16 protein-coding genes are annotated in these 16,708 nt (G+C 70.9%); 9 read left to right on the top strand and 7 right to left on the bottom strand.

Features of this window, described 5'->3' with window-relative positions:
• Nucleotides 1-36: 36 nt before the first annotated feature.
• The 6 genes from fis (at nucleotide 37) to MD221_RS15770 (ending at nucleotide 6,847) form a co-directional block, all read left to right on the top strand.
• Nucleotides 37-306 carry a DNA-binding transcriptional regulator Fis gene (gene fis / locus MD221_RS15795; RefSeq protein WP_242112903.1) on the top strand — a complete coding sequence of 90 codons (270 nt, stop codon included), beginning with the start codon at nucleotides 37-39 and terminating at the stop codon, nucleotides 304-306.
• A gap of 352 nt (nucleotides 307-658) precedes the next feature.
• Nucleotides 659-2,317 (top strand): bifunctional phosphoribosylaminoimidazolecarboxamide formyltransferase/IMP cyclohydrolase, encoded by a 1,659-nt coding sequence (gene purH, locus MD221_RS15790; RefSeq protein ID WP_242112902.1) that lies wholly within the window; start codon nucleotides 659-661, stop codon nucleotides 2,315-2,317.
• A 282-nt stretch (nucleotides 2,318-2,599) separates the two neighbouring features.
• Nucleotides 2,600-3,886: a phosphoribosylamine--glycine ligase gene (gene purD, locus MD221_RS15785; protein ID WP_242112900.1), complete on the top strand. Its 1,287-nt coding sequence runs from the start codon at nucleotides 2,600-2,602 to the stop codon at nucleotides 3,884-3,886.
• Between the two features lie 86 nt (nucleotides 3,887-3,972).
• Nucleotides 3,973-5,931 carry an MFS transporter gene (locus tag MD221_RS15780; RefSeq protein WP_242112898.1) on the top strand — a complete coding sequence of 653 codons (1,959 nt, stop codon included), beginning with the start codon at nucleotides 3,973-3,975 and terminating at the stop codon, nucleotides 5,929-5,931.
• A 134-nt stretch (nucleotides 5,932-6,065) separates the two neighbouring features.
• Nucleotides 6,066-6,440 carry a CD225/dispanin family protein gene (locus MD221_RS15775; RefSeq protein WP_242112897.1) on the top strand — a complete coding sequence of 125 codons (375 nt, stop codon included), beginning with the start codon at nucleotides 6,066-6,068 and terminating at the stop codon, nucleotides 6,438-6,440.
• The gene (locus tag MD221_RS15770; protein WP_242112895.1) at nucleotides 6,437-6,847 is read left to right on the top strand and encodes a DUF2752 domain-containing protein; all 411 of its coding nucleotides are present in this window, start codon (nucleotides 6,437-6,439) and stop codon (nucleotides 6,845-6,847) included. The genes MD221_RS15775 and MD221_RS15770 overlap by 4 nt, the downstream gene beginning before the upstream one ends.
• Nucleotides 6,848-7,271: 424 nt before the next feature.
• Here the strand turns inward: MD221_RS15770 and MD221_RS15765 are convergent, their stop codons facing one another.
• The 5 genes from MD221_RS15765 to MD221_RS15745 form a co-directional block, all read right to left on the bottom strand.
• Nucleotides 7,272-8,189 carry a hypothetical protein gene (locus MD221_RS15765; protein WP_242112894.1) on the bottom strand — a complete coding sequence of 306 codons (918 nt, stop codon included), beginning with the start codon at nucleotides 8,187-8,189 and terminating at the stop codon, nucleotides 7,272-7,274.
• 51 nt (nucleotides 8,190-8,240) lie between these two features.
• Nucleotides 8,241-9,158 (bottom strand): NAD(+) diphosphatase, encoded by a 918-nt coding sequence (gene nudC / locus MD221_RS15760; protein WP_242112892.1) that lies wholly within the window; start codon nucleotides 9,156-9,158, stop codon nucleotides 8,241-8,243.
• Nucleotides 9,158-9,361 carry a hypothetical protein gene (locus MD221_RS15755; protein WP_242112891.1) on the bottom strand — a complete coding sequence of 68 codons (204 nt, stop codon included), beginning with the start codon at nucleotides 9,359-9,361 and terminating at the stop codon, nucleotides 9,158-9,160. The genes nudC and MD221_RS15755 overlap by 1 nt, the downstream gene beginning before the upstream one ends.
• Nucleotides 9,362-9,451: 90 nt before the next feature.
• Nucleotides 9,452-9,832 (bottom strand): iron-sulfur cluster insertion protein ErpA, encoded by a 381-nt coding sequence (gene erpA / locus MD221_RS15750; RefSeq protein WP_242112890.1) that lies wholly within the window; start codon nucleotides 9,830-9,832, stop codon nucleotides 9,452-9,454.
• 32 nt (nucleotides 9,833-9,864) lie between these two features.
• Complete coding sequence (locus MD221_RS15745) at nucleotides 9,865-10,632, bottom strand: DUF6776 family protein (RefSeq protein ID WP_242112889.1); 768 nt, start codon at nucleotides 10,630-10,632, stop codon at nucleotides 9,865-9,867.
• 129 nt (nucleotides 10,633-10,761) lie between these two features.
• Here MD221_RS15745 and MD221_RS15740 point away from each other — a divergent pair, with 129 nt between their 5' ends.
• The 3 genes from MD221_RS15740 to MD221_RS15730 all read left to right on the top strand — a co-directional run bounded on the left by MD221_RS15740 (nucleotide 10,762) and on the right by MD221_RS15730 (nucleotide 15,806).
• Nucleotides 10,762-11,355, top strand: coding sequence for a DUF4126 domain-containing protein (locus tag MD221_RS15740; RefSeq protein ID WP_242112888.1), 594 nt, complete (start codon nucleotides 10,762-10,764; stop codon nucleotides 11,353-11,355).
• Nucleotides 11,356-11,499: 144 nt separating this feature from the next.
• The gene (locus MD221_RS15735; protein WP_242112887.1) at nucleotides 11,500-13,359 is read left to right on the top strand and encodes an EAL domain-containing protein; all 1,860 of its coding nucleotides are present in this window, start codon (nucleotides 11,500-11,502) and stop codon (nucleotides 13,357-13,359) included.
• Nucleotides 13,360-13,364: 5 nt separating this feature from the next.
• The gene (locus MD221_RS15730) at nucleotides 13,365-15,806 is read left to right on the top strand and encodes a hybrid sensor histidine kinase/response regulator (RefSeq protein WP_242112886.1); all 2,442 of its coding nucleotides are present in this window, start codon (nucleotides 13,365-13,367) and stop codon (nucleotides 15,804-15,806) included.
• 10 nt (nucleotides 15,807-15,816) lie between these two features.
• Here the strand turns inward: MD221_RS15730 and bfr are convergent, their stop codons facing one another.
• Together bfr and MD221_RS15720 are read right to left on the bottom strand one after the other, a co-directional pair.
• The gene (gene bfr / locus MD221_RS15725) at nucleotides 15,817-16,287 is read right to left on the bottom strand and encodes a bacterioferritin (RefSeq protein WP_242112885.1); all 471 of its coding nucleotides are present in this window, start codon (nucleotides 16,285-16,287) and stop codon (nucleotides 15,817-15,819) included.
• Nucleotides 16,288-16,400: 113 nt separating this feature from the next.
• Entirely contained in the window at nucleotides 16,401-16,637 is a 237-nt protein-coding gene (locus tag MD221_RS15720) for a (2Fe-2S)-binding protein (protein ID WP_242112940.1), read from the bottom strand.
• Nucleotides 16,638-16,708: the final 71 nt, after the last annotated feature.

Raw genomic sequence — 16,708 nt, 5'->3', positions numbered from 1 at the left:
CGTTTCGGCGGGCGCGACAGATTGACGGGAACGCCTTTGAACGCCGAACGCTCCGACACTGCCAGCCGCATCGGCGCCCGCGCGCCGCTGCGCGAGCACGTGGCGAATTCGGTGCGTCGCTTCCTCGGCGACTTGAACGGCTGCGACGCCGACAACCTTTACGAGATCGCGCTGCGCGAACTCGAGATTCCGCTGTTCATCGAAGTGCTGAACCACTGCGACGGCAACCAGAGCCGCGCCGCCGGCATGCTCGGCATCCATCGCGCCACGCTGCGCAAGAAGCTGCGCGACTACGGCTTGGGGTGAGCGCCCGCGCTCAGCCGATGCCCTATTGGCATCGGCTGCGGGCGCGAACGCCCGGCCAGGGATGGTCGGGCAGGACCTTCCGCAAGCCGACGCATTACCGCCAGGGATGGCAACGCCGGCAATGCCATGCATATCGATGCCCTATCGGCATCGGCTGCGGCGCGAACGCCTGACCCGGGATGGCGCGCCCGCATTGCCATGCATATCGAACGCCCTGTCGGCATCGGCTGCGTGCCCGAATGCCCGCGCCATGAAGCCCGGGCCGCGCTTTCCGTCCTGAAATCCCGTCCGGCCGAAGCCCGGCCAGCGCTCCCTTATAATTCCGGGCCCGCTCCAGCCCTCCCCTCCCCGCATGTCCAATGACCGCCTGCCCGGCACGCCCGTGAAGATCCGCCGGGCGCTGCTGTCCGTGTCCGACAAGACCGGATTGATCGACCTCGCCCGCGCCCTGGCCGCGCGCGACGTGGAACTGCTCTCCACCGGCGGCACCGCCAAGGCGATCCGCGAGGCCGGCCTGCCGGTGCGCGACGTCTCCGAGGCGACCGGCTTCCCCGAGATCATGGACGGCCGGGTCAAGACGCTGCACCCGAAGATCCACGGTGGCCTGCTCGGTCGCGCCGGCACCGACGACGCGGTGATGGCCGAGCACGGCATCGCGCCGATCGACCTGCTGGTGCTCAACCTGTACCCGTTCGAGAGCGTGTCGGCGAACCCGGACAGCACCATGGACGAGATCGTCGAGAACATCGACATCGGCGGCCCGGCGATGCTGCGCGCGGCGGCCAAGAACTACGCGCGCGTGGCCGTGGCCACCGATCCGGCGCAGTACGCCGGCTTGCTGGAGGAGCTGCAGGCCCACGACGGCACGCTCTCGGCGAACACGCGCTTCGCGCTGTCGGTGGCCGCGTTCAACCGCGTCGCGCAGTACGACGCCTGCATCAGCCATTATCTTTCCTCCTATGTGGATCCCTCCGCGGAAGACCGCAGCCTTCGCCCCGCCGACGGCGCGACTGCGATGCAGGGACTTTCGGTAAGGACGGACGGCACGCGCGCCGCCTTCCCCGCGCAATCCAACGGCACCTTCGTCAAGGTGATGGACCTGCGCTACGGCGAGAACCCGCACCAGCAGGGCGCGTTCTACCGCGATCTGTATCCGGTGCCCGGCACGCTGGCCACCTTCGCCCAGCTGCAGGGCAAGGAGCTGAGCTACAACAACCTGGCCGACGCCGACGCCGCCTGGGAATGCGTGCGCCAGTTCGAGGCGCCGGCCTGCGTGATCGTCAAGCACGCCAACCCCTGCGGCGTGGCCGCCGGCGCGGCCTGCGGCGACGCCTACGAGCTCGCCTACGCCACCGACCCCACCTCGGCGTTCGGCGGCATCATCGCCTTCAACACGCCGCTGGACGCGGCCACGGCCAAGGTCATCCTCGACCGCCAGTTCGTGGAAGTGCTGATCGCGCCCGACTACGAGGCCGGCGCGCTCGACTACGCCAGGAAGAAGGCCAACGTGCGCGTGCTGCGCATTCCGCATGGCGAGGGCCGCAACAACGTCGACGTCAAGCGCGTCGGCTCGGGCCTGCTGATGCAGAGCGCCGACGTCCGCGAGGTGGCGCGCGAGGAGCTCAAGGTCGTCACCCGGCGCGCGCCCTCGCCCGCCGAGCTCGACACGCTGCTGTTCGCCTGGCGCGTGGCCAAGTACGTGAAGTCCAACGCGATCGTCTACGCCAAGGACCAGCGCACCATCGGCATCGGCGCCGGGCAGATGAGCCGCGTGATCAGCGCCCGCATCGCCGGACTGAAAGCCGAGGAAGCGGGCCTGACCGTGACCGGCTCGGTGATGGCCTCCGACGCCTTCTTCCCGTTCCGCGACGGCATCGACGCCGCGGCGGGCGCCGGCATCGGCGCAGTGATCCAGCCAGGCGGCTCGATGCGCGACAACGAGGTGATCGCCGCCGCCGACGAGCACGGCATGGCGATGGTGTTCACCGGCGTGCGGCATTTCCGGCATTAGACTCGACCAAGCGCGACGAAGCCCCCCTTGCCCGTAGATGGCCGATTTACATTACGTGTCCACTTCCGCCCCCACCGCACGATGCGTAATGTCTGGAACCGGGCGAATTCCGGAAGCCGGACATGGACAAGAACCGAAAACTCAGGAAATCAGATTCGAAGGGATACCGTTGGGAAACCACCGAACGCAATGAGCGTCTGTCCCTCTGGCTGAATTTCGTTTCGTGCGTTTTTCCTCCACTGATAGGCTTGGCCGCCTACTTGCTCAAATGATCGAATCCTCATGAAAATCCTCGTCATCGGCGCCGGCGGCCGCGAGCACGCCCTGGCCTGGAAGCTGGCGCAATCCCCGCGGGTGAGCGAGGTACTGGTGGCGCCGGGCAACGCCGGCACCGCGCACGAAGCCAAATGCCGCAACGTCGACGTGGCGGCCGGCGATCTCGACGGGCTGATCGCGCTGGCCAGGCGCGAGGACGTGGCCGTGACCGTCGTCGGCCCGGAGGGCCCGCTGGTGGCCGGCGTGGTCGACCGCTTTCGCGCACAGGGCCTGCGCATCTTCGGACCCAGCGCCGCGGCTGCGCAGCTGGAGGGCAGCAAGGCCTTCGCCAAGGATTTCCTGGCCCGCCACGGCATCCCCACCGCGCACTACGCGGTGCATACCGACACCGAGGCGGCGCTCGCCTATCTCCATGAGAAGGGCGCGCCCATCGTCATCAAGGCCGACGGCCTGGCCGCCGGCAAGGGCGTGATCGTGGCGACCACGCTCGCCGAGGCGGAAGCGGCCATCGTCGACATGCTCTCCGGCAACGCCTTCGGCGCGGCCGGCGCGCGCGTGGTGATCGAGGAGTTCCTCGACGGCGAGGAAGCCAGCTTCATCTCCATGGTGGACGGCACCGCCGCGCTGCCGATGGCCACCTCGCAGGACCACAAGCGCGTGGGCGACGGCGACACCGGCCCCAACACCGGCGGCATGGGCGCGTACTCGCCGGCGCCGGTGGTGACGCCGGAGGTGCACGCGCGGGTGATGCGCGAGGTAGTGATGCCGACCGTGCGCGGCATGGCCGCCGACGGCGTGCCGTTCACCGGCTTCCTGTACGCCGGGCTGATGATCGACCGGAGCGGCGCGCCGAAGGTGATCGAGTTCAACGTGCGCTTCGGCGACCCGGAGACGCAACCGGTGATGCTGCGCCTGCGCTCGGACCTGCTGGACCTGGTGGAGGCGGCGATCGACGGCCGCCTGGACCTGGCCCAGGCCGACTGGGACCCGCGCCCGTCGCTGGGCGTGGTGATGGCGGCGGCCGGCTATCCGGGCACGCCGCGCACCGGCGACGCCATCGATGCCCGGGACGTGCCCGACGTGGACGGCACCAAGGTCTTCCACGCCGGCACCCGGCTGGCCGAGGGCCGCGTGGTCACCGCCGGCGGCCGCGTGCTGTGCGTGTGCGCGCTGGGCGACACGGTGGCCCAGGCGCAGCGGCGCGCCTACGCCGAGGTGGCGGGCATCGCCTGGCCCGGCGAGTTCCATCGCCACGACATCGGCTGGCGCGCCATCGAGCGCGAGCAGGCCTAGCGCGCCGGCGGGGAGGCCGCGGCTGCGCGGCCCGCGCAGCCGCAAGGGACTTCCGCTAGGCTTGCGCGAAATCGCGCGAGGACCGCATGGCCCACAACCAGTTCGAACTGCTGCGGCAGCGCCGCTTCCTGCCCTTCTTCGCGGTCCAGGCGCTGGGCGCCTTCAACGACAACGTGTACCGGCAGGCGATCATCGGCCTGCTCGGCTACCTGGCCGTGGCCGACGCCGACCGCACGCTGTACGCCAACCTCGCGCCGGCGATCTTCATCCTGCCCTACTTCCTGTTCTCCTCCATCGCCGGGCAGTTCGCCGAGAAGCTGGAGAAGTCGCGGCTGATCCGCGTCACCACGGCGATGGAGATCGCGATCATGTCGCTGGCCGCGGTCGGCTTCCTGACCCAGAACATGCCGCTGCTGCTGGTGGCGCTGTTCTGCACCGGCGTGCAGTCCACGCTGTTCGGGCCGGTGAAGTATTCGATCCTGCCCTCGGTGCTCAAGCCGGAGGAGCTGACCGGCGGCAACGGCCTGGTCGAGATGGGCACCTCGATCTCGATCCTGGTCGGCATGATCTTCGGCGGCCTGATCTTCACCCTGGCCGGCAGCCACGGCACGGTGGTGGCGGCGGTGGCGATCATCGCGCTCGCCATCACCGGCAACCTGGTCTCGCGGATGATCCCGAAGGTGGACGCGGGCGCGCCCGACCTGAAGATCAACTGGAATCCGATCCCCGAATCGCTGGCCATCTGGCGCCTCACCCGCAAGCAGACCGCGGTGCGCAACGCGGTGCTGGGCGTGTCCTGGTTCTGGTTCATCGGCACCATGCTCACCGCGCAGCTGCCCAGCTATGCGGTGGTCAACCTGGGCGCGCTGCCGAACAACACCACGGTCTACGTGTTCTGCCTGGCGCTGTTCTCGGTGGGCACCGGCGTCGGCTCGCTGCTGTGCGAGAAGCTCTCCGGGCGCACCGTGGAGATCGGCCTGGTGCCGCTGGGCGCGTTCGGCATCAGCGCCTTCCTGATCGACCTGTACTTCTCGCGCAGCGGCGCCCCGCCCGTGTCCGGGCTGGGGCTCGGCGGCTTCCTGCAGGCGCCGGGCAGCGTGCGGCTGATGATCGACCTGGTCGGCATCGGCCTGTTCACCGGCTTCTTCGTGGTGCCGCTGTTCGCCCTGATCCAGAGCCGCACGCCGAAGGACGAGATCTCGCGCGTGATCGCCGGCATGAACATCCAGAACGCCGCCTTCATCGTGCTGGCGGCGGTGCTGGGCATCGCCCTGCAGATGAAGCAACTCACCCTGTTCGGCCATCGCATCGGCATGCCGGGGCTGAGCATTCCGCAGCTGTTCCTGGCGCTGGCGATCGCCAATGCGGTGGTGGCGATCTACATCTTCACCCTGGTGCCCGAGTTCCTGATGCGTTTCCTGAGCTGGGTGCTGGTGCGCACGCTGTACCGCCTGCGCGTGCGCGAGGTCGAGCAGCACGTGCCGGACCAGGGCGCGGCGCTGATCGTGTGCAACCACGTCAGCTACATGGACGCGCTGATCCTCTCGGCGGCGATTTCGCGGCCGGTGCGGTTCGTCATGTACTACAAGATCTTCAACATCCCGGTGATGCGCTGGATCTTCCGCCAGGCCAAGGCGATCCCGATCGCCGGCGCCAAGGAGAACCCGGCGCTGATGCAGCGCGCCTTCGACGAGATCGACGCGGCCCTGGCCGACGGCCAGCTGGTGGGCATCTTTCCGGAGGGCGCACTGACCCGCGACGGACAGATCGCGCCGTTCAAGTCGGGCGTCGAGCGGATCCTGGCGCGCGCGGCCGAGAACGGCCGGCCGGTGCCGGTGATGGCGATGGCGCTGCGCGGCATGTGGGCGAGCATGTGGAGCCATCGCAGCGCGTCGTCCCAAAGCGGCCGCCTGGCCCGCATGCGCGTGCCGCGGCGCTTCCGCGCCCACGTGGAGGTGGTCGGCAGCGCGCCGGTGGCCGACGGCGATCTCACGGCCGAACTGCTGGAGGCCAAGGTCCGGGCGCTGCGCGGCGACGCCGCCTGAACGCCAGCTTTGCCTGGGCGGCGGCCTCGGTTAGGCTAGGCGCGGGGGAAATCCGAGCGGCGGACAGCGTCCGGTGCGCAGCGGCGCCCATCCGGGTTCCCCGCCTTTCTACCCATCGATAACGGAGATCGACCATGAGCACCCTGCCGCCTTCACCTCCGCCCGCTCCCGGGCAGTCCTTCGGCGACACGCCGTCGCTGCCGCCGGGCAGCGTGCCGAACTACCTGGCCTGGTCGATCATCGCGACGGTGCTGGGCGCCTGCCTGTGCTGCCCGCTCGGCCTGATCGGCATCGTCGGCATCGTCTTCTCCTCCAAGGTCAACGGCCTGCTGCAGCGCGGCGACCTGGAAGGCGCCAAGCGCGCCTCGAAGAACGCCAAGACCTGGGCCTGGGTCGCCACCGCGCTGGCGATCATCGGCCTGCTGATCAACGTCTACTTCTACATGACCGGCGGACCGGCCGCGTACCAGCAGTGGATCCAGCAGATGCAGTCCATGCAGCAGCAGTGACCGCATCGCGGGCCCTGCAGCTCAGCCTGGCGACGGCGGCGGCCACAACCGCCGCCGTCGGCGTCTGGGTGCTGCGGAATTTCGATCCGAACGTGCCCGGGCTGTTTCCGCCGTGCGTGTTCCATGCGCTCACCGGCTACTGGTGCGTGGGTTGCGGCATCACCCGCGCCCTGCACGCGCTGGTGCACGGCGACCTCGCGCGCGCCTTCTCCATGAACCCGCTGGCGACGGCGCTGCTGATGCTGGCGCCGCTGCTGGCCGCGTGGAAGCTCGGCTGGCAGCCGCGCTGGCTGCGTCCGGGGGTGGCGCTGCTCGCCGAGCCGAGGCTGTGGCTGGTGTTGCTGCCGGCCTACTGGATCGCGCGCAATCTGCCGTGGTGGCCGTTCACGTTGCTGGCGCCGGGGTGATGGCCCGGTTTTGCCTGCTGGCTGCGGGCCCATGTCCTGTCATTCCTGCGAAAGCAGGAATCCAGCGACTTGATGTGCGGGAAAGCGAAGGCACTGGATTCCTGCTTTCGCAGGAATGACGGGTTTCTTTAGCTGACTCGAAGGGCAGAAGCGTCGGTTCCGCGAACTTCGCGCCGCCATCCCTGGCGAAACACTATCGACTTCGGATCGTCCGGCCCGGCCTTCCATGGCCGGGCGTTCGCTAAGACTGCGCGGCAATGCCGCGCAAAGCACGTCTTGGCTCACCCGTGCAAAGGGTGTTTCCCAATTCTGTCAATTAGGCGTTGCCATCCCTGGCGGCGAATATCGGCTTCGGATCGTCCGGCCCGGCCATCCATGGCCGGGCGTTCGCTGAAGCTGCGCGGCATGCCGCGCAAAGCGCGCTTCAGCTCACCCATCCCGCGATCACGAACAGGGCCAGCACCGCCAGCCATACCAGCAGGATGCGCCATACCAGGCTCATTGCGTCGCGCAGTTCCGGCAGCTCCGGCGCGCTGGCGACCAGCGCCGAGGAGGTGGCCGCCACGCCGGACTCGGTCTCGTCGGCGGCTTCCTCGGCCAGCTCGCTCTTCACGCTGGCGCGCGCCGCGGCGGCAAGGAATTCGCCGTCGAGCGCGAACGAGGCCCCGCCGGCTTCCTTCCAGGCGCCGAACACCGAATCGAAATTGCCGACCAGCGCCATCGCCAGCGTCATCAGCTGCGCCACCGGCCAGTCGAGGATGGCCAGCAGCACGCGCGCCCCGGCCACGGTCTCAGACGGCAGCACGTGGGTGCCGTCGCCCTCGGCGGTGATCGCCGTCAGGCGGTACAGCAGCGCGCCCACCGGGCCGAGCAGGATGAACCAGAACAGCACGCCGAACCAGCGGCGCTGGGCGTTGCGGAACACCGCGCCCACCAGCGCCCCGCCATCGAGCGAGACCGGCTCGCCCGGCGGCCACAGGTGCGAGGCGGCGTTGTGGCGCGCCACCGGATCGCGCGCTTCCGTGATCGCCTCGACCTCGCGGTCCAGGTCCGCCGGCCCCCAGGCGTAGAACAGCACGGCGATGCCGAACAGGATGCCCGCCAGCCCCAGCACCGCGCCGTCGGCGAGCGCCAGCTGGAAGAACAGCACCAGCAGCAGCGCCGGCAGCAGCGCCAGCACGATGCCGTAGCGGCCGCGCCAGAAGCTCTCCTGCGGGAATTTCGCGTCCAGCCACCGCGTCCAGGCGTGATACCAGCCGTAGTGGCGCACCGCGGGCGCCAGCGACGGCGCGAGATGGCCCAGTGCGAGGGTGACGACGGCGGCGATGAGTGTGACGAACATCCCCGGAGTTTAATCCACGGGCGTGACCGCGGGCAGCGCCCGGCCGCCCGGTCAGCGGCGGGCCAGCATCTGCGCGTGCCAGTGGCCGATCAGCCAGCGCGAAATCGAGATCGACGGCGACAGCAGCAGGGGCGCCTGCTCGCGCGCTTCCCGCGGACCGCCGGCCGCGCGCAGGGCCTCGTCGATCTCGGCGAAGCCGAACCAGCGCGCATCCTCCAGCTCGTCGTCCACCGCCGGCTCGTCCGGCTCGGCCTCGGCCAGGAACCCCAGCATCAGCGAGGACGGGAACGGCCAGGGCTGCGAGGCCAGGTAGCGGCAGCGGCGCACGCGCACCCGGCTCTCCTCGAAGACCTCGCGCATCACCGTCTGCTCCAGCGATTCGCCCGGCTCGACGAAGCCGGCGAGCGTGGAATAGCGCCGCGGCGGCCAGCCGGCCTGGCGCCCGAGCAGCAGGCGCTCGCCGTCGGTGACGGCGACGATCACCGCCGGATCGGTGCGCGGATAGTGGTCCAGCCCGCACTGCGGGCAATGGCCGAGCCAGCCGGCCTGCAGGAAATCGAGCGCCGCGCCGCAGGCGCCGCAATGGCGGTGCCGGGCGCGCCAGTGCAGCAGCGCGCGCGCCTGGGCGAAGGCGGTGGCGGCCGGCGCCGGCCAGGTGGCCGCGGCGGTGCGCAGGTCCACCCGCTGCGGGAACGGGTCGGCGATCTCCTCGGCCGGCAACGCGAACCAGGCCTGCTCGCCCGCCAGGCCCAGGAACAGGCCGCGTGCGGCGTCCACGCCACCGGCATCGGCACCGTGCAGGGCGGGCATGCCGCCTTCGGCGTCCGCGATGGCGCGGCCTTCGCCGTCCACGAGCAACAGCCGCGCGCGTGGCCACAACCCGGCCAGGGCCTCGGTGTCGCGGCGCAGGTGTTCGACGCGGTCAAGCGCGCCTTCGACGAAGGCATAGGATTGGCTGGAGGACGTCATCAAGGGCGGTCGTCCGCTCGAATCTGCCAGTAGAAGCCGCCGCCAAGGCCGCCAGCGCCGGTGATCGCGCACAGCACCCACTGCGCGGTCCCGTCCGGGACGAGGTGCAGGATCGCGTACCAGGCAAGGCCGGTCAGCGCGGCACAGAGGAAGAAGCGCCAGGACGATGCAAGATCGATCACCGTCGAAATGAGATCAGCCACATCCCCTAGCGCCACGCGGACCCTCCGAATTGTGTTGCGTGCTGTGCCGTTCCGCCGTCCGGGTGCGGGCGCGCCGGCGCCCAGGCGCGCTCAGACGGTGAACGAGGACCCGCAGCCGCAGGTGGACTTCGCGTTCGGGTTGCGGATGGTGAACTGCGCGCCGTGCAGGCTCTCGACGTAGTCGACCGAGGCGCCCATCAGGTACTGCAGGCTGAGCGGATCGACCAGCAGGGTCACGCCGTCGGTGGCGATGGCCAGGTCGTCCTCACCCTGCTGCTCGTCGAACTCGAACCCGTACTGGAAGCCCGAGCAGCCGCCGCCCTGGATGTACACGCGCAGCTTCAGCGCCGCGTTGCCTTCCTCGGCGATCAGCTCGCGCACCTTGGCCGCGGCCGCGGCGGTGAATTCGAGCGGGCGCTCGAGCGATTGGTAGCCCGGGGCGGCGGCGGTGCTGGCGATCGTGGATTCCATGTGCGACAGGATGGGGCGCGGGCGGCCCGCCTTCAAGTTCCGGCGGCGGAACGCTCGGTCGCGGCGGCCTCGGCCCAGGGGAAGGACTGCTCCACCGCCGCGCCGCCCTGCGGCTCCAGGCGCACGCTCACGCGCATCGGCTGGAAGCCGGCCGGCAGCACGATGTCGCCCTCGACCTGCTGGAAATACTTGAAGGAATAGGCGACCCCGGGTGCGCTCGCCTGCTGGCGCAGGTCGCTCCAGTCCAGGCGCTGCAGCTTGCCCTCGCGCGTGCCCTCCACCGACAGCGCCACGCGGCCGCTGCTGACCGCGCCGCGGTTGAGGTTCTGGGTCAGGGTGGCGGTGAAATGCCAGGCGACGTCGCTCTGCGGCTGCAGCTGCAGCTCGTGCACGGTCAGCCCGCGGCGCTGGCCGGTGGCGCCGACGAAGCGCTCGTAGAAGGCCACGTCGGCGCGCAAGCCGGAAATCTCCTCGTCGCGCTCGGCCAGGGTGCCCTGCAGGTCGCGGTTGGCGTCGCGGCTGATCTGGTCGGAGCGGGTCAGCGTGGCCACCTGCTGCTGCAGAGCCTCGTTCTGCGCCTGCTGCTCGCGCAGGCGCGCGCGCGGGTCGCCCGCGGCCGGCACCAGCGTCCGCCAGAGGCCCCAGAGCCCGAACAGCAGGGCGAGCATCACGATCGCGGTCCAGTGCCAGCGCCGCATGCGCCGTTTCGGGCGCGGCTCCGGGTCCGGGGCCGGGGGTGCCGCGACGGCGGCGGCCTCGGGCGCCAACGGGTCGGCCGAGGGGTGTTCAGCTTCGGTCATCGGCACGGTATAGCGAGCCGCTCGCGCCGGCGTCAACCTGGGCGGGACCGTCGCCTTCCCCCCGCTCAGCCTGCGCTAATCTGCGCACGCGCATTTTCGTCGCCGCCCCGGGGGGCCTGGAGACCCACGATGTCGGAAGCCCATCTGTTCGCGATCGGCGTGCTGCTGGCCTGGCTGGCCGGCATCCGCGTCTATCTCACCGTGTTCGGCATCGGTATCGCCGGCTTCTTCGGCTGGCTCGATCTGCCGCAGGCGCTGGAAGTCACCGCCTCGCCCTGGGTGCTGGGCGTGTCCGGCGTGCTGGCGCTGGCGGAGTTCTTCGCCGACAAGATCCCGGGCGTGGATTCGGGCTGGGACCTGCTGCACACCCTGTTGCGGGTCCCGGCCGGCGCCTTCCTCGCCGCCGCCACGCTGTCGCCGGACGGCCAGCTGGGCGCCGGCATGCTCGCCACCGGCGCCGGCGTGGCCCTGACCAGCCACGTCATCAAGGCCGGCTCGCGCGCGCTGATGAACACCTCGCCCGAGCCGGTCAGCAACTGGACCGCCTCGATCACCGAGGACGCGGTGGTGGTCGGCGGCCTGGCCCTGGCGTTCGCGCACCCGTGGATCGCGCTGGCGATCGTGGTCGCGGTCAGCCTGTCCTTCGCCCTGCTGCTGTGGTGGGTGTGGCGCAAGCTGTTCCGCCGCGCGCCCAGGCCGCCGCTGGAAGGCACCCGGGCCTAGCCGGGCCGCCCGGCCCCGGCCGCTCCGGGCGGGGATTGCCGGGGGGATCGCCGGAGTCGCCACCGCCTCCACGCTGCCGGTAGGGCGCCATGCTGTAGGCTGTCGGAATCCATTGCGCCGACACCGACCAGGGGAGCTGGAACCGTGCACGCAACGCCCACGACCGCGGCTGCCGAGGCAGAGCGCACGCCCGCCGCGCGCGCCGAATTCCCGCCGCCCCGGTATTGGCACCGCTGGGGCGCGGGCGATGCGCCGCCGGCACAGCTGCCCGCCGCCGACGCACCGGCCGGCGCCGCCGAGCCCGGCCCGCCGCCGTCCCTGCTCGCGCCGCCCGCGCCCGGGGCCGACGAGGAGGCGCCCTACCGCGTCCTGCTGATCGAGGACGACCGCAGCCAGGCCCTGTTCGCGCAGAGCATCCTCAACGGCGCCGGCATGGACGTGCGCGTGGTCGGCTCGGGCACCGAGATCCTGTCGGCGCTGCGCGAGTTCCGCCCGGAACTGGTGCTCACCGACCTGCACATGCCCGGCACCAACGGCATCGAGATCACCGCCGCGGTGCGTGCCGATCCGGCGTTCTCGCAGATGCCGGTGGTGATCCTGACCGGCGACACCGATCCGGACCAGCAACTGGAGGTGCTGCAGGCCGGTGCCGACGACGTGCTGTCCAAGCCGGTGCGGCCGCGGCACCTGATCGTCGCGGTGGCCAGCCGCGTGCGCCGCGCGCGCGCCTGGCAGCGCCAGCGCGACGGCGAGGGCCTGCATCCGCATACCGGCCTGCACACCCGCCCGGCGATGCTGCAGCGCCTGGACGCGGCCGTGCACGCCAGGGCGCGCGGCGCGCTGTACTTCGTCGAGATCGAGGGCGTGGCCACGCTGCGCGACCGTTTCGGCTACTTCGCCCTGGAAGCGGCGCTGATCGAGGCCGGCCGCGCCCTGGCCGCGATCGCCGACGGCCAACCGATCGCGCGCCTGAACGAGAACGCTTTCCTGCTGCTCGGCGACGACGCCGGCGCCGCCGCGCAGCTGGACCGGGCGCGGGCCCTGCGCGACGGACTCGGCCGCCGCGACATCGCGCTGGCCGGGGAGACCGTGCGCCTGCGCGCGCTGGTCGGCTACACCCCGCTCCCGCACGAGTACGAGGACGGCAGCAGCGCGCTGGCCGGCGCCGAGCAGGCGCTGCGCGAGGCGCGCGCGCTGCCGGCCGGCATCGCCGCGCACCTGCCCGCGCCCAGGGCGCGCGAGACCGACAGCGCCGGCCATCGCCTGTTGCAGGAGGCGCTGGCGCACGACCGCTTCGAGCTGGCCTACCAGCCGATCATCGCGGTGGCCGGCGGCGGCGAGGCGCAGTTCCAGACCCTGCTGCGCCTACGCGACGACAGCGGACGGCTGCACACCGCCGGCGAGATCCTGCCGCTGGCCGAGGCGGCGGGCGCGCTGCACGAGATCGACCGCCGCGTGATGCAGCACGCCGTGGCCGTGCTGCGGCGCCGCGGGCGCGAGCAGCGGCCGGTGCGCCTGTTCGTCTCGCAGTCGGCGCGCAGCCTCGGCCGCGACGGCTACGCCGACTGGCTGACGGCGCTGGTGCACGAGGAAGGCATCGACAGCGGTTCGCTGGTGCTCGACGTGCGCCTGGAGGACGCGCTGATCCACACCATCGCGCTGCAGGAATTCTGCGCGGCCATGGTCATCGCCGGCGTGCAGCTGTGCATCGGGCAATACCGCGCCGGCGCGGACGCCGACGCGCTGCTGGCGCGCCTGCCGCTGAGCTTCGTGCGACTGTCGGCGCGCTATTCGAGCCAGCTCGACGAGCCCCCGGTGCGCGACGAGATGCGCACGGCGATCGAGTACGCGCACCGCCTGGGCCTGCAGGTGATCGGCCAGCAGGTGGAGAACCCGCAGTCGGCGGCGACGCTGTGGGTGAGCGGCGTGGACTACATCCAGGGCAACCTGGTGCAGCAGGCCGCCGACTCCCTCGACTTCGACTTCCAGCATTCGATCCTCTGAGCGGCATGGGATCGCGCGCGCAGCCGCTTTCGCAGGTCCCGCCCTGGCTTTCGCCGGCGGCGGCGGCGGCGGCGGTCCTGCTGCTGTTGCCCGCCGTGCTCGGCGTCGGCGGCCCCTGGCCGCTGCTGGCCCTGCTGCTGGCCCTGCTCGCCGCCGGCGCCGGCGTCTACGGCATCCGCGCCGACAACGAGCGCAAGCGCGTGGAACGCGAGCTCGGCGAGGAGATCGCGCGCCGCGACGCCGAGCGCCTGGAGGAATTGCGGCGCGAGCTGGAGCGGCACACACAGCTCGAGCGCGAGCTGCGCCAGGCCAAGCAGGCGGCCGAGTCCGCGCTGATGTCGAAGGACGAGTTCCTGGCCACCATGAGCCACGAGATCCGCACGCCGCTCAACGGCATCGTGCCGATGCTCGACCTGCTGATCCACGCCTCGCTCGCCCCCGACCACGGCGACCTGGTGCGCACCGCCTACACCTCCTCGCAGCAGATGTTGCGCATCGTCGACGACATCCTCGACTACTCCAAGCTGGAGGCCGACAAGCTCGAACTCGAGTCCACCGGCTTCAACCTGCGCGAGATGCTCGACGGCGTGATCCACCTGATGGACCGCCCGGCGCAGAACAAGGGACTGCGCCTGCGCCTGCAGATCGACCCGGCGGTGCGCCTGCCGGTGCGCGGCGACCCGGTGCGCCTGCGCCAGGTGCTGAGCAACCTGGTCAGCAACGCGGTGAAGTTCACCGAGCGCGGCTCGGTGACGGTGAGCGTGCGCCGCATCGGCGAAACCGGCGCCCAGCACCTGCTGCACTTCGAGGTGCGCGATACCGGCATCGGCATCGCGCTGGACGCGCAGGCGCGCCTGTTCCAGGCCTTCACCCAGGCCGACGCCTCGACCACGCGCCTGTACGGCGGCACCGGCCTCGGCCTGGCGATCTGCAAGCGCATCGTCGAACTGATGGGCGGGCGCATCGGCGTGGAGTCGATGCCTGGGCAGGGCGCCGCGTTCTGGTTCGAGGTGCCGATCCTCAAGGCGCAGGGCGACATCCCGGGCGCGCCGCCCGATGCCGCCACGCGCGGCCGCGTGCTGCTGCTCAGCGCCGACTCGCGCCTGCGCCTGCGCCTGTCGCTGCTGCTGCCCAACTGGGGCCTGCGCGTGAGCGCGGTGGAGACCACCCAGGAAGCCATCGACCGCCTGCGCAACTCGATCAGCCAGGGCGCCGCGTGGGCGTATTCGATCGTGGTCGCCGACCTGGCCGGCATGCGCAACACCGTGCCCGCGCTGCAGCGCTATCTGGCGCGCCAGACCGTCTCCCAGCACCTGCACCTGGTCTGCCTGTACGGCGACGAGCCGGTCGGCGACGACCTGCGCCGCAGCGCCACCCTGCTCAGCCGGCAGGCGCCGGACGAGGACCTGCGCGACGCCCTGACCGCGCTCGACTTTCCCGCGCCCGCGCGCACGGCCGCCGGCGGCGCGGCCGTCCCGCATGCCGCGGCCGCGAGCGCGACGCTGCAGGAAGCGCGCGTGCTGCTGGTGGAGGACAACCCGGTCAACCTGATGGTCGGGCAGCGCCTGCTCGGCGTGCTGGACATCCGCTGCGACACCGCCGGCAACGGCGAGATCGCGCTCGAGCACATGGCGCACAAGCCCTACGACATCGTGCTGATGGATTGCCAGATGCCGGTCATGGACGGCTATACCGCGACGCGGCGCTGGCGCGAGCGCGAACGCGCCGCCGGCGACGGCCGGCACCTGGCGATCATCGCCATGACCGCCAACGCCATGGCCGGCGACCGCCAGAAATGCCTCGACGCCGGCATGGACGACTATCTGCCCAAGCCGGTCACGCGCGCCGAACTGGAAGCCTGCCTGCAGCGCTGGTGGAACCCGGAGATCGCCCAGGCGCTGCTGGAAGACGCCGATGCCGCGGCGCGCGCCGCCCCGCCGCCGGCGAGCACGCAGGCAACCACGGCCACCGGCGCGGACGCACCCATGAAGACGGATATGCAAACGGATGCGGAGACGGAGATGATTGCGGAAGCGGAAGCCGCCTCCGGCACCGCCGTCGCGGTCGCCGCGCCGGCGGCGCAAGCGCAGCAAGCGCAACGTCCGGCCATCGACGGCGAAATCCTCGAGGATCTGCGCGGCCTGCTCGGCGGCGACTTCGGACAGCTGGTCGACCTGTTCCTGGAGGATGCGCCGCGCCACATCGGCATCCTCCGGGACGCCGCGTCCGCCGCGGATTTCCAGCGCCTGTACGAGGCCTCGCACGCGCTGAAGAACTCCAGCGCCAACCTCGGCGCGATGCCGCTCTCGGACGCGGCGCGGCGCGTGGAGGCGGGTGCGCGCGCCAGGACGCTCACGCACGCCGTCGACGAGGTCGCGGCCATCGGCGCGGAGTTCGACCGCGCCAGGCAGGCGCTGCTGCGGCTGCGGCGCGGTCCGGCGGACTAGCGCGGGGCGCTCAGTCCTCGATCTTGCGCTGCAGGTAGTTCTGCTCGCCCACGCGCTGCATCAGGTCGAGCTGAGTTTCCAGCCAGTCGACGTGCTCCTCTTCCGAATCGAGGATGTCGTTGAACAGGCGGCGGCTGACGAAGTCGTTGACCTTCTCGCAATGGGCGATCGCCTCGCGCAGCAGCGGGATCGCCTCCATCTCCAGCGCCAGGTCGCACTCCATGATCTCGCGCGGCGTCTCGCCCACCTTCAGCTTGCCCAGCGCCTGGAAGTTCGGCAGCCCCTCCAGGAACAGGATGCGATCGGCAAGCTTGTCGGCGTGCTTCATCTCGTCGATCGATTCTTCGTATTCGTGCTTGGCCAGCTCGTGCAGGCCCCAGTTCTTCAGCATCTTGGCGTGCAGGAAGTACTGGTTGATCGCGGTCAGCTCGTTGTAGAGCGCCTGATTGAGGAACTTGATGACTTGTGCGTCGCCCTTCATGGCCGACCTCCGCAATACCGGGACGGGGCGCACTCTAGCGCCATGGAAAAAACCATGACGAAACGCGAATCGTGTGCATCGACCGCATCGCGCGGCGTCGACGCCGCGGCCGATCAGGCGGCGCTGCGCACCAGCGGGAAAGTGACCACGTTGCCGCCCGCGGCGCCGTTCTCGGCGCGGACCTCGTCGAGGCGGCTCTCATCGAGAATGGCACATGCCATCGACACGCAGCTGCCGCAGGTCGCGCCGCATCCGGTGCGCATGGTCAGCTCGGGCATGCCCGTGCAGCCGGCCTGGGCCGCCTGGCGGATGTCGCGCTCGGTCACGCCGTTGCAGATGCACACGTACACGGTTGCGGGGGCCTCGGGCCGTTCGGAGGAGCCCATTCCGCCACCAATGAGAATGATTGTCAATTCTTAAC

The sequence above is a fragment of the Luteimonas aquatica genome, from assembly GCF_022662575.1.
In the GTDB taxonomy this organism is placed as follows: domain Bacteria; phylum Pseudomonadota; class Gammaproteobacteria; order Xanthomonadales; family Xanthomonadaceae; genus Luteimonas; species Luteimonas aquatica.
This window is presented reverse-complemented; position numbering and strand designations above follow the sequence as displayed.

What these genes read in the sequence shown, in the direction of transcription:
- purH (WP_242112902.1), top strand. Translation starts at nt 659, where the DNA reads ATGTCCAATGACCGCCTGCCCGGCACGCCCGTGAAGATCCGCCGGGCG.
- purD (WP_242112900.1), top strand. Translation starts at nt 2,600, where the DNA reads ATGAAAATCCTCGTCATCGGCGCCGGCGGCCGCGAGCACGCCCTGGCC.
- MD221_RS15780 (WP_242112898.1), top strand. Translation starts at nt 3,973, where the DNA reads ATGGCCCACAACCAGTTCGAACTGCTGCGGCAGCGCCGCTTCCTGCCC.
- MD221_RS15775 (WP_242112897.1), top strand. Translation starts at nt 6,066, where the DNA reads ATGAGCACCCTGCCGCCTTCACCTCCGCCCGCTCCCGGGCAGTCCTTC.
- MD221_RS15765 (WP_242112894.1), bottom strand. Translation starts at nt 8,189, where the DNA reads ATGTTCGTCACACTCATCGCCGCCGTCGTCACCCTCGCACTGGGCCAT.
- nudC (WP_242112892.1), bottom strand. Translation starts at nt 9,158, where the DNA reads ATGACGTCCTCCAGCCAATCCTATGCCTTCGTCGAAGGCGCGCTTGAC.
- erpA (WP_242112890.1), bottom strand. Translation starts at nt 9,832, where the DNA reads ATGGAATCCACGATCGCCAGCACCGCCGCCGCCCCGGGCTACCAATCG.
- MD221_RS15745 (WP_242112889.1), bottom strand. Translation starts at nt 10,632, where the DNA reads ATGACCGAAGCTGAACACCCCTCGGCCGACCCGTTGGCGCCCGAGGCC.
- MD221_RS15740 (WP_242112888.1), top strand. Translation starts at nt 10,762, where the DNA reads ATGTCGGAAGCCCATCTGTTCGCGATCGGCGTGCTGCTGGCCTGGCTG.
- MD221_RS15730 (WP_242112886.1), top strand. Translation starts at nt 13,365, where the DNA reads ATGGGATCGCGCGCGCAGCCGCTTTCGCAGGTCCCGCCCTGGCTTTCG.
- bfr (WP_242112885.1), bottom strand. Translation starts at nt 16,287, where the DNA reads ATGAAGGGCGACGCACAAGTCATCAAGTTCCTCAATCAGGCGCTCTAC.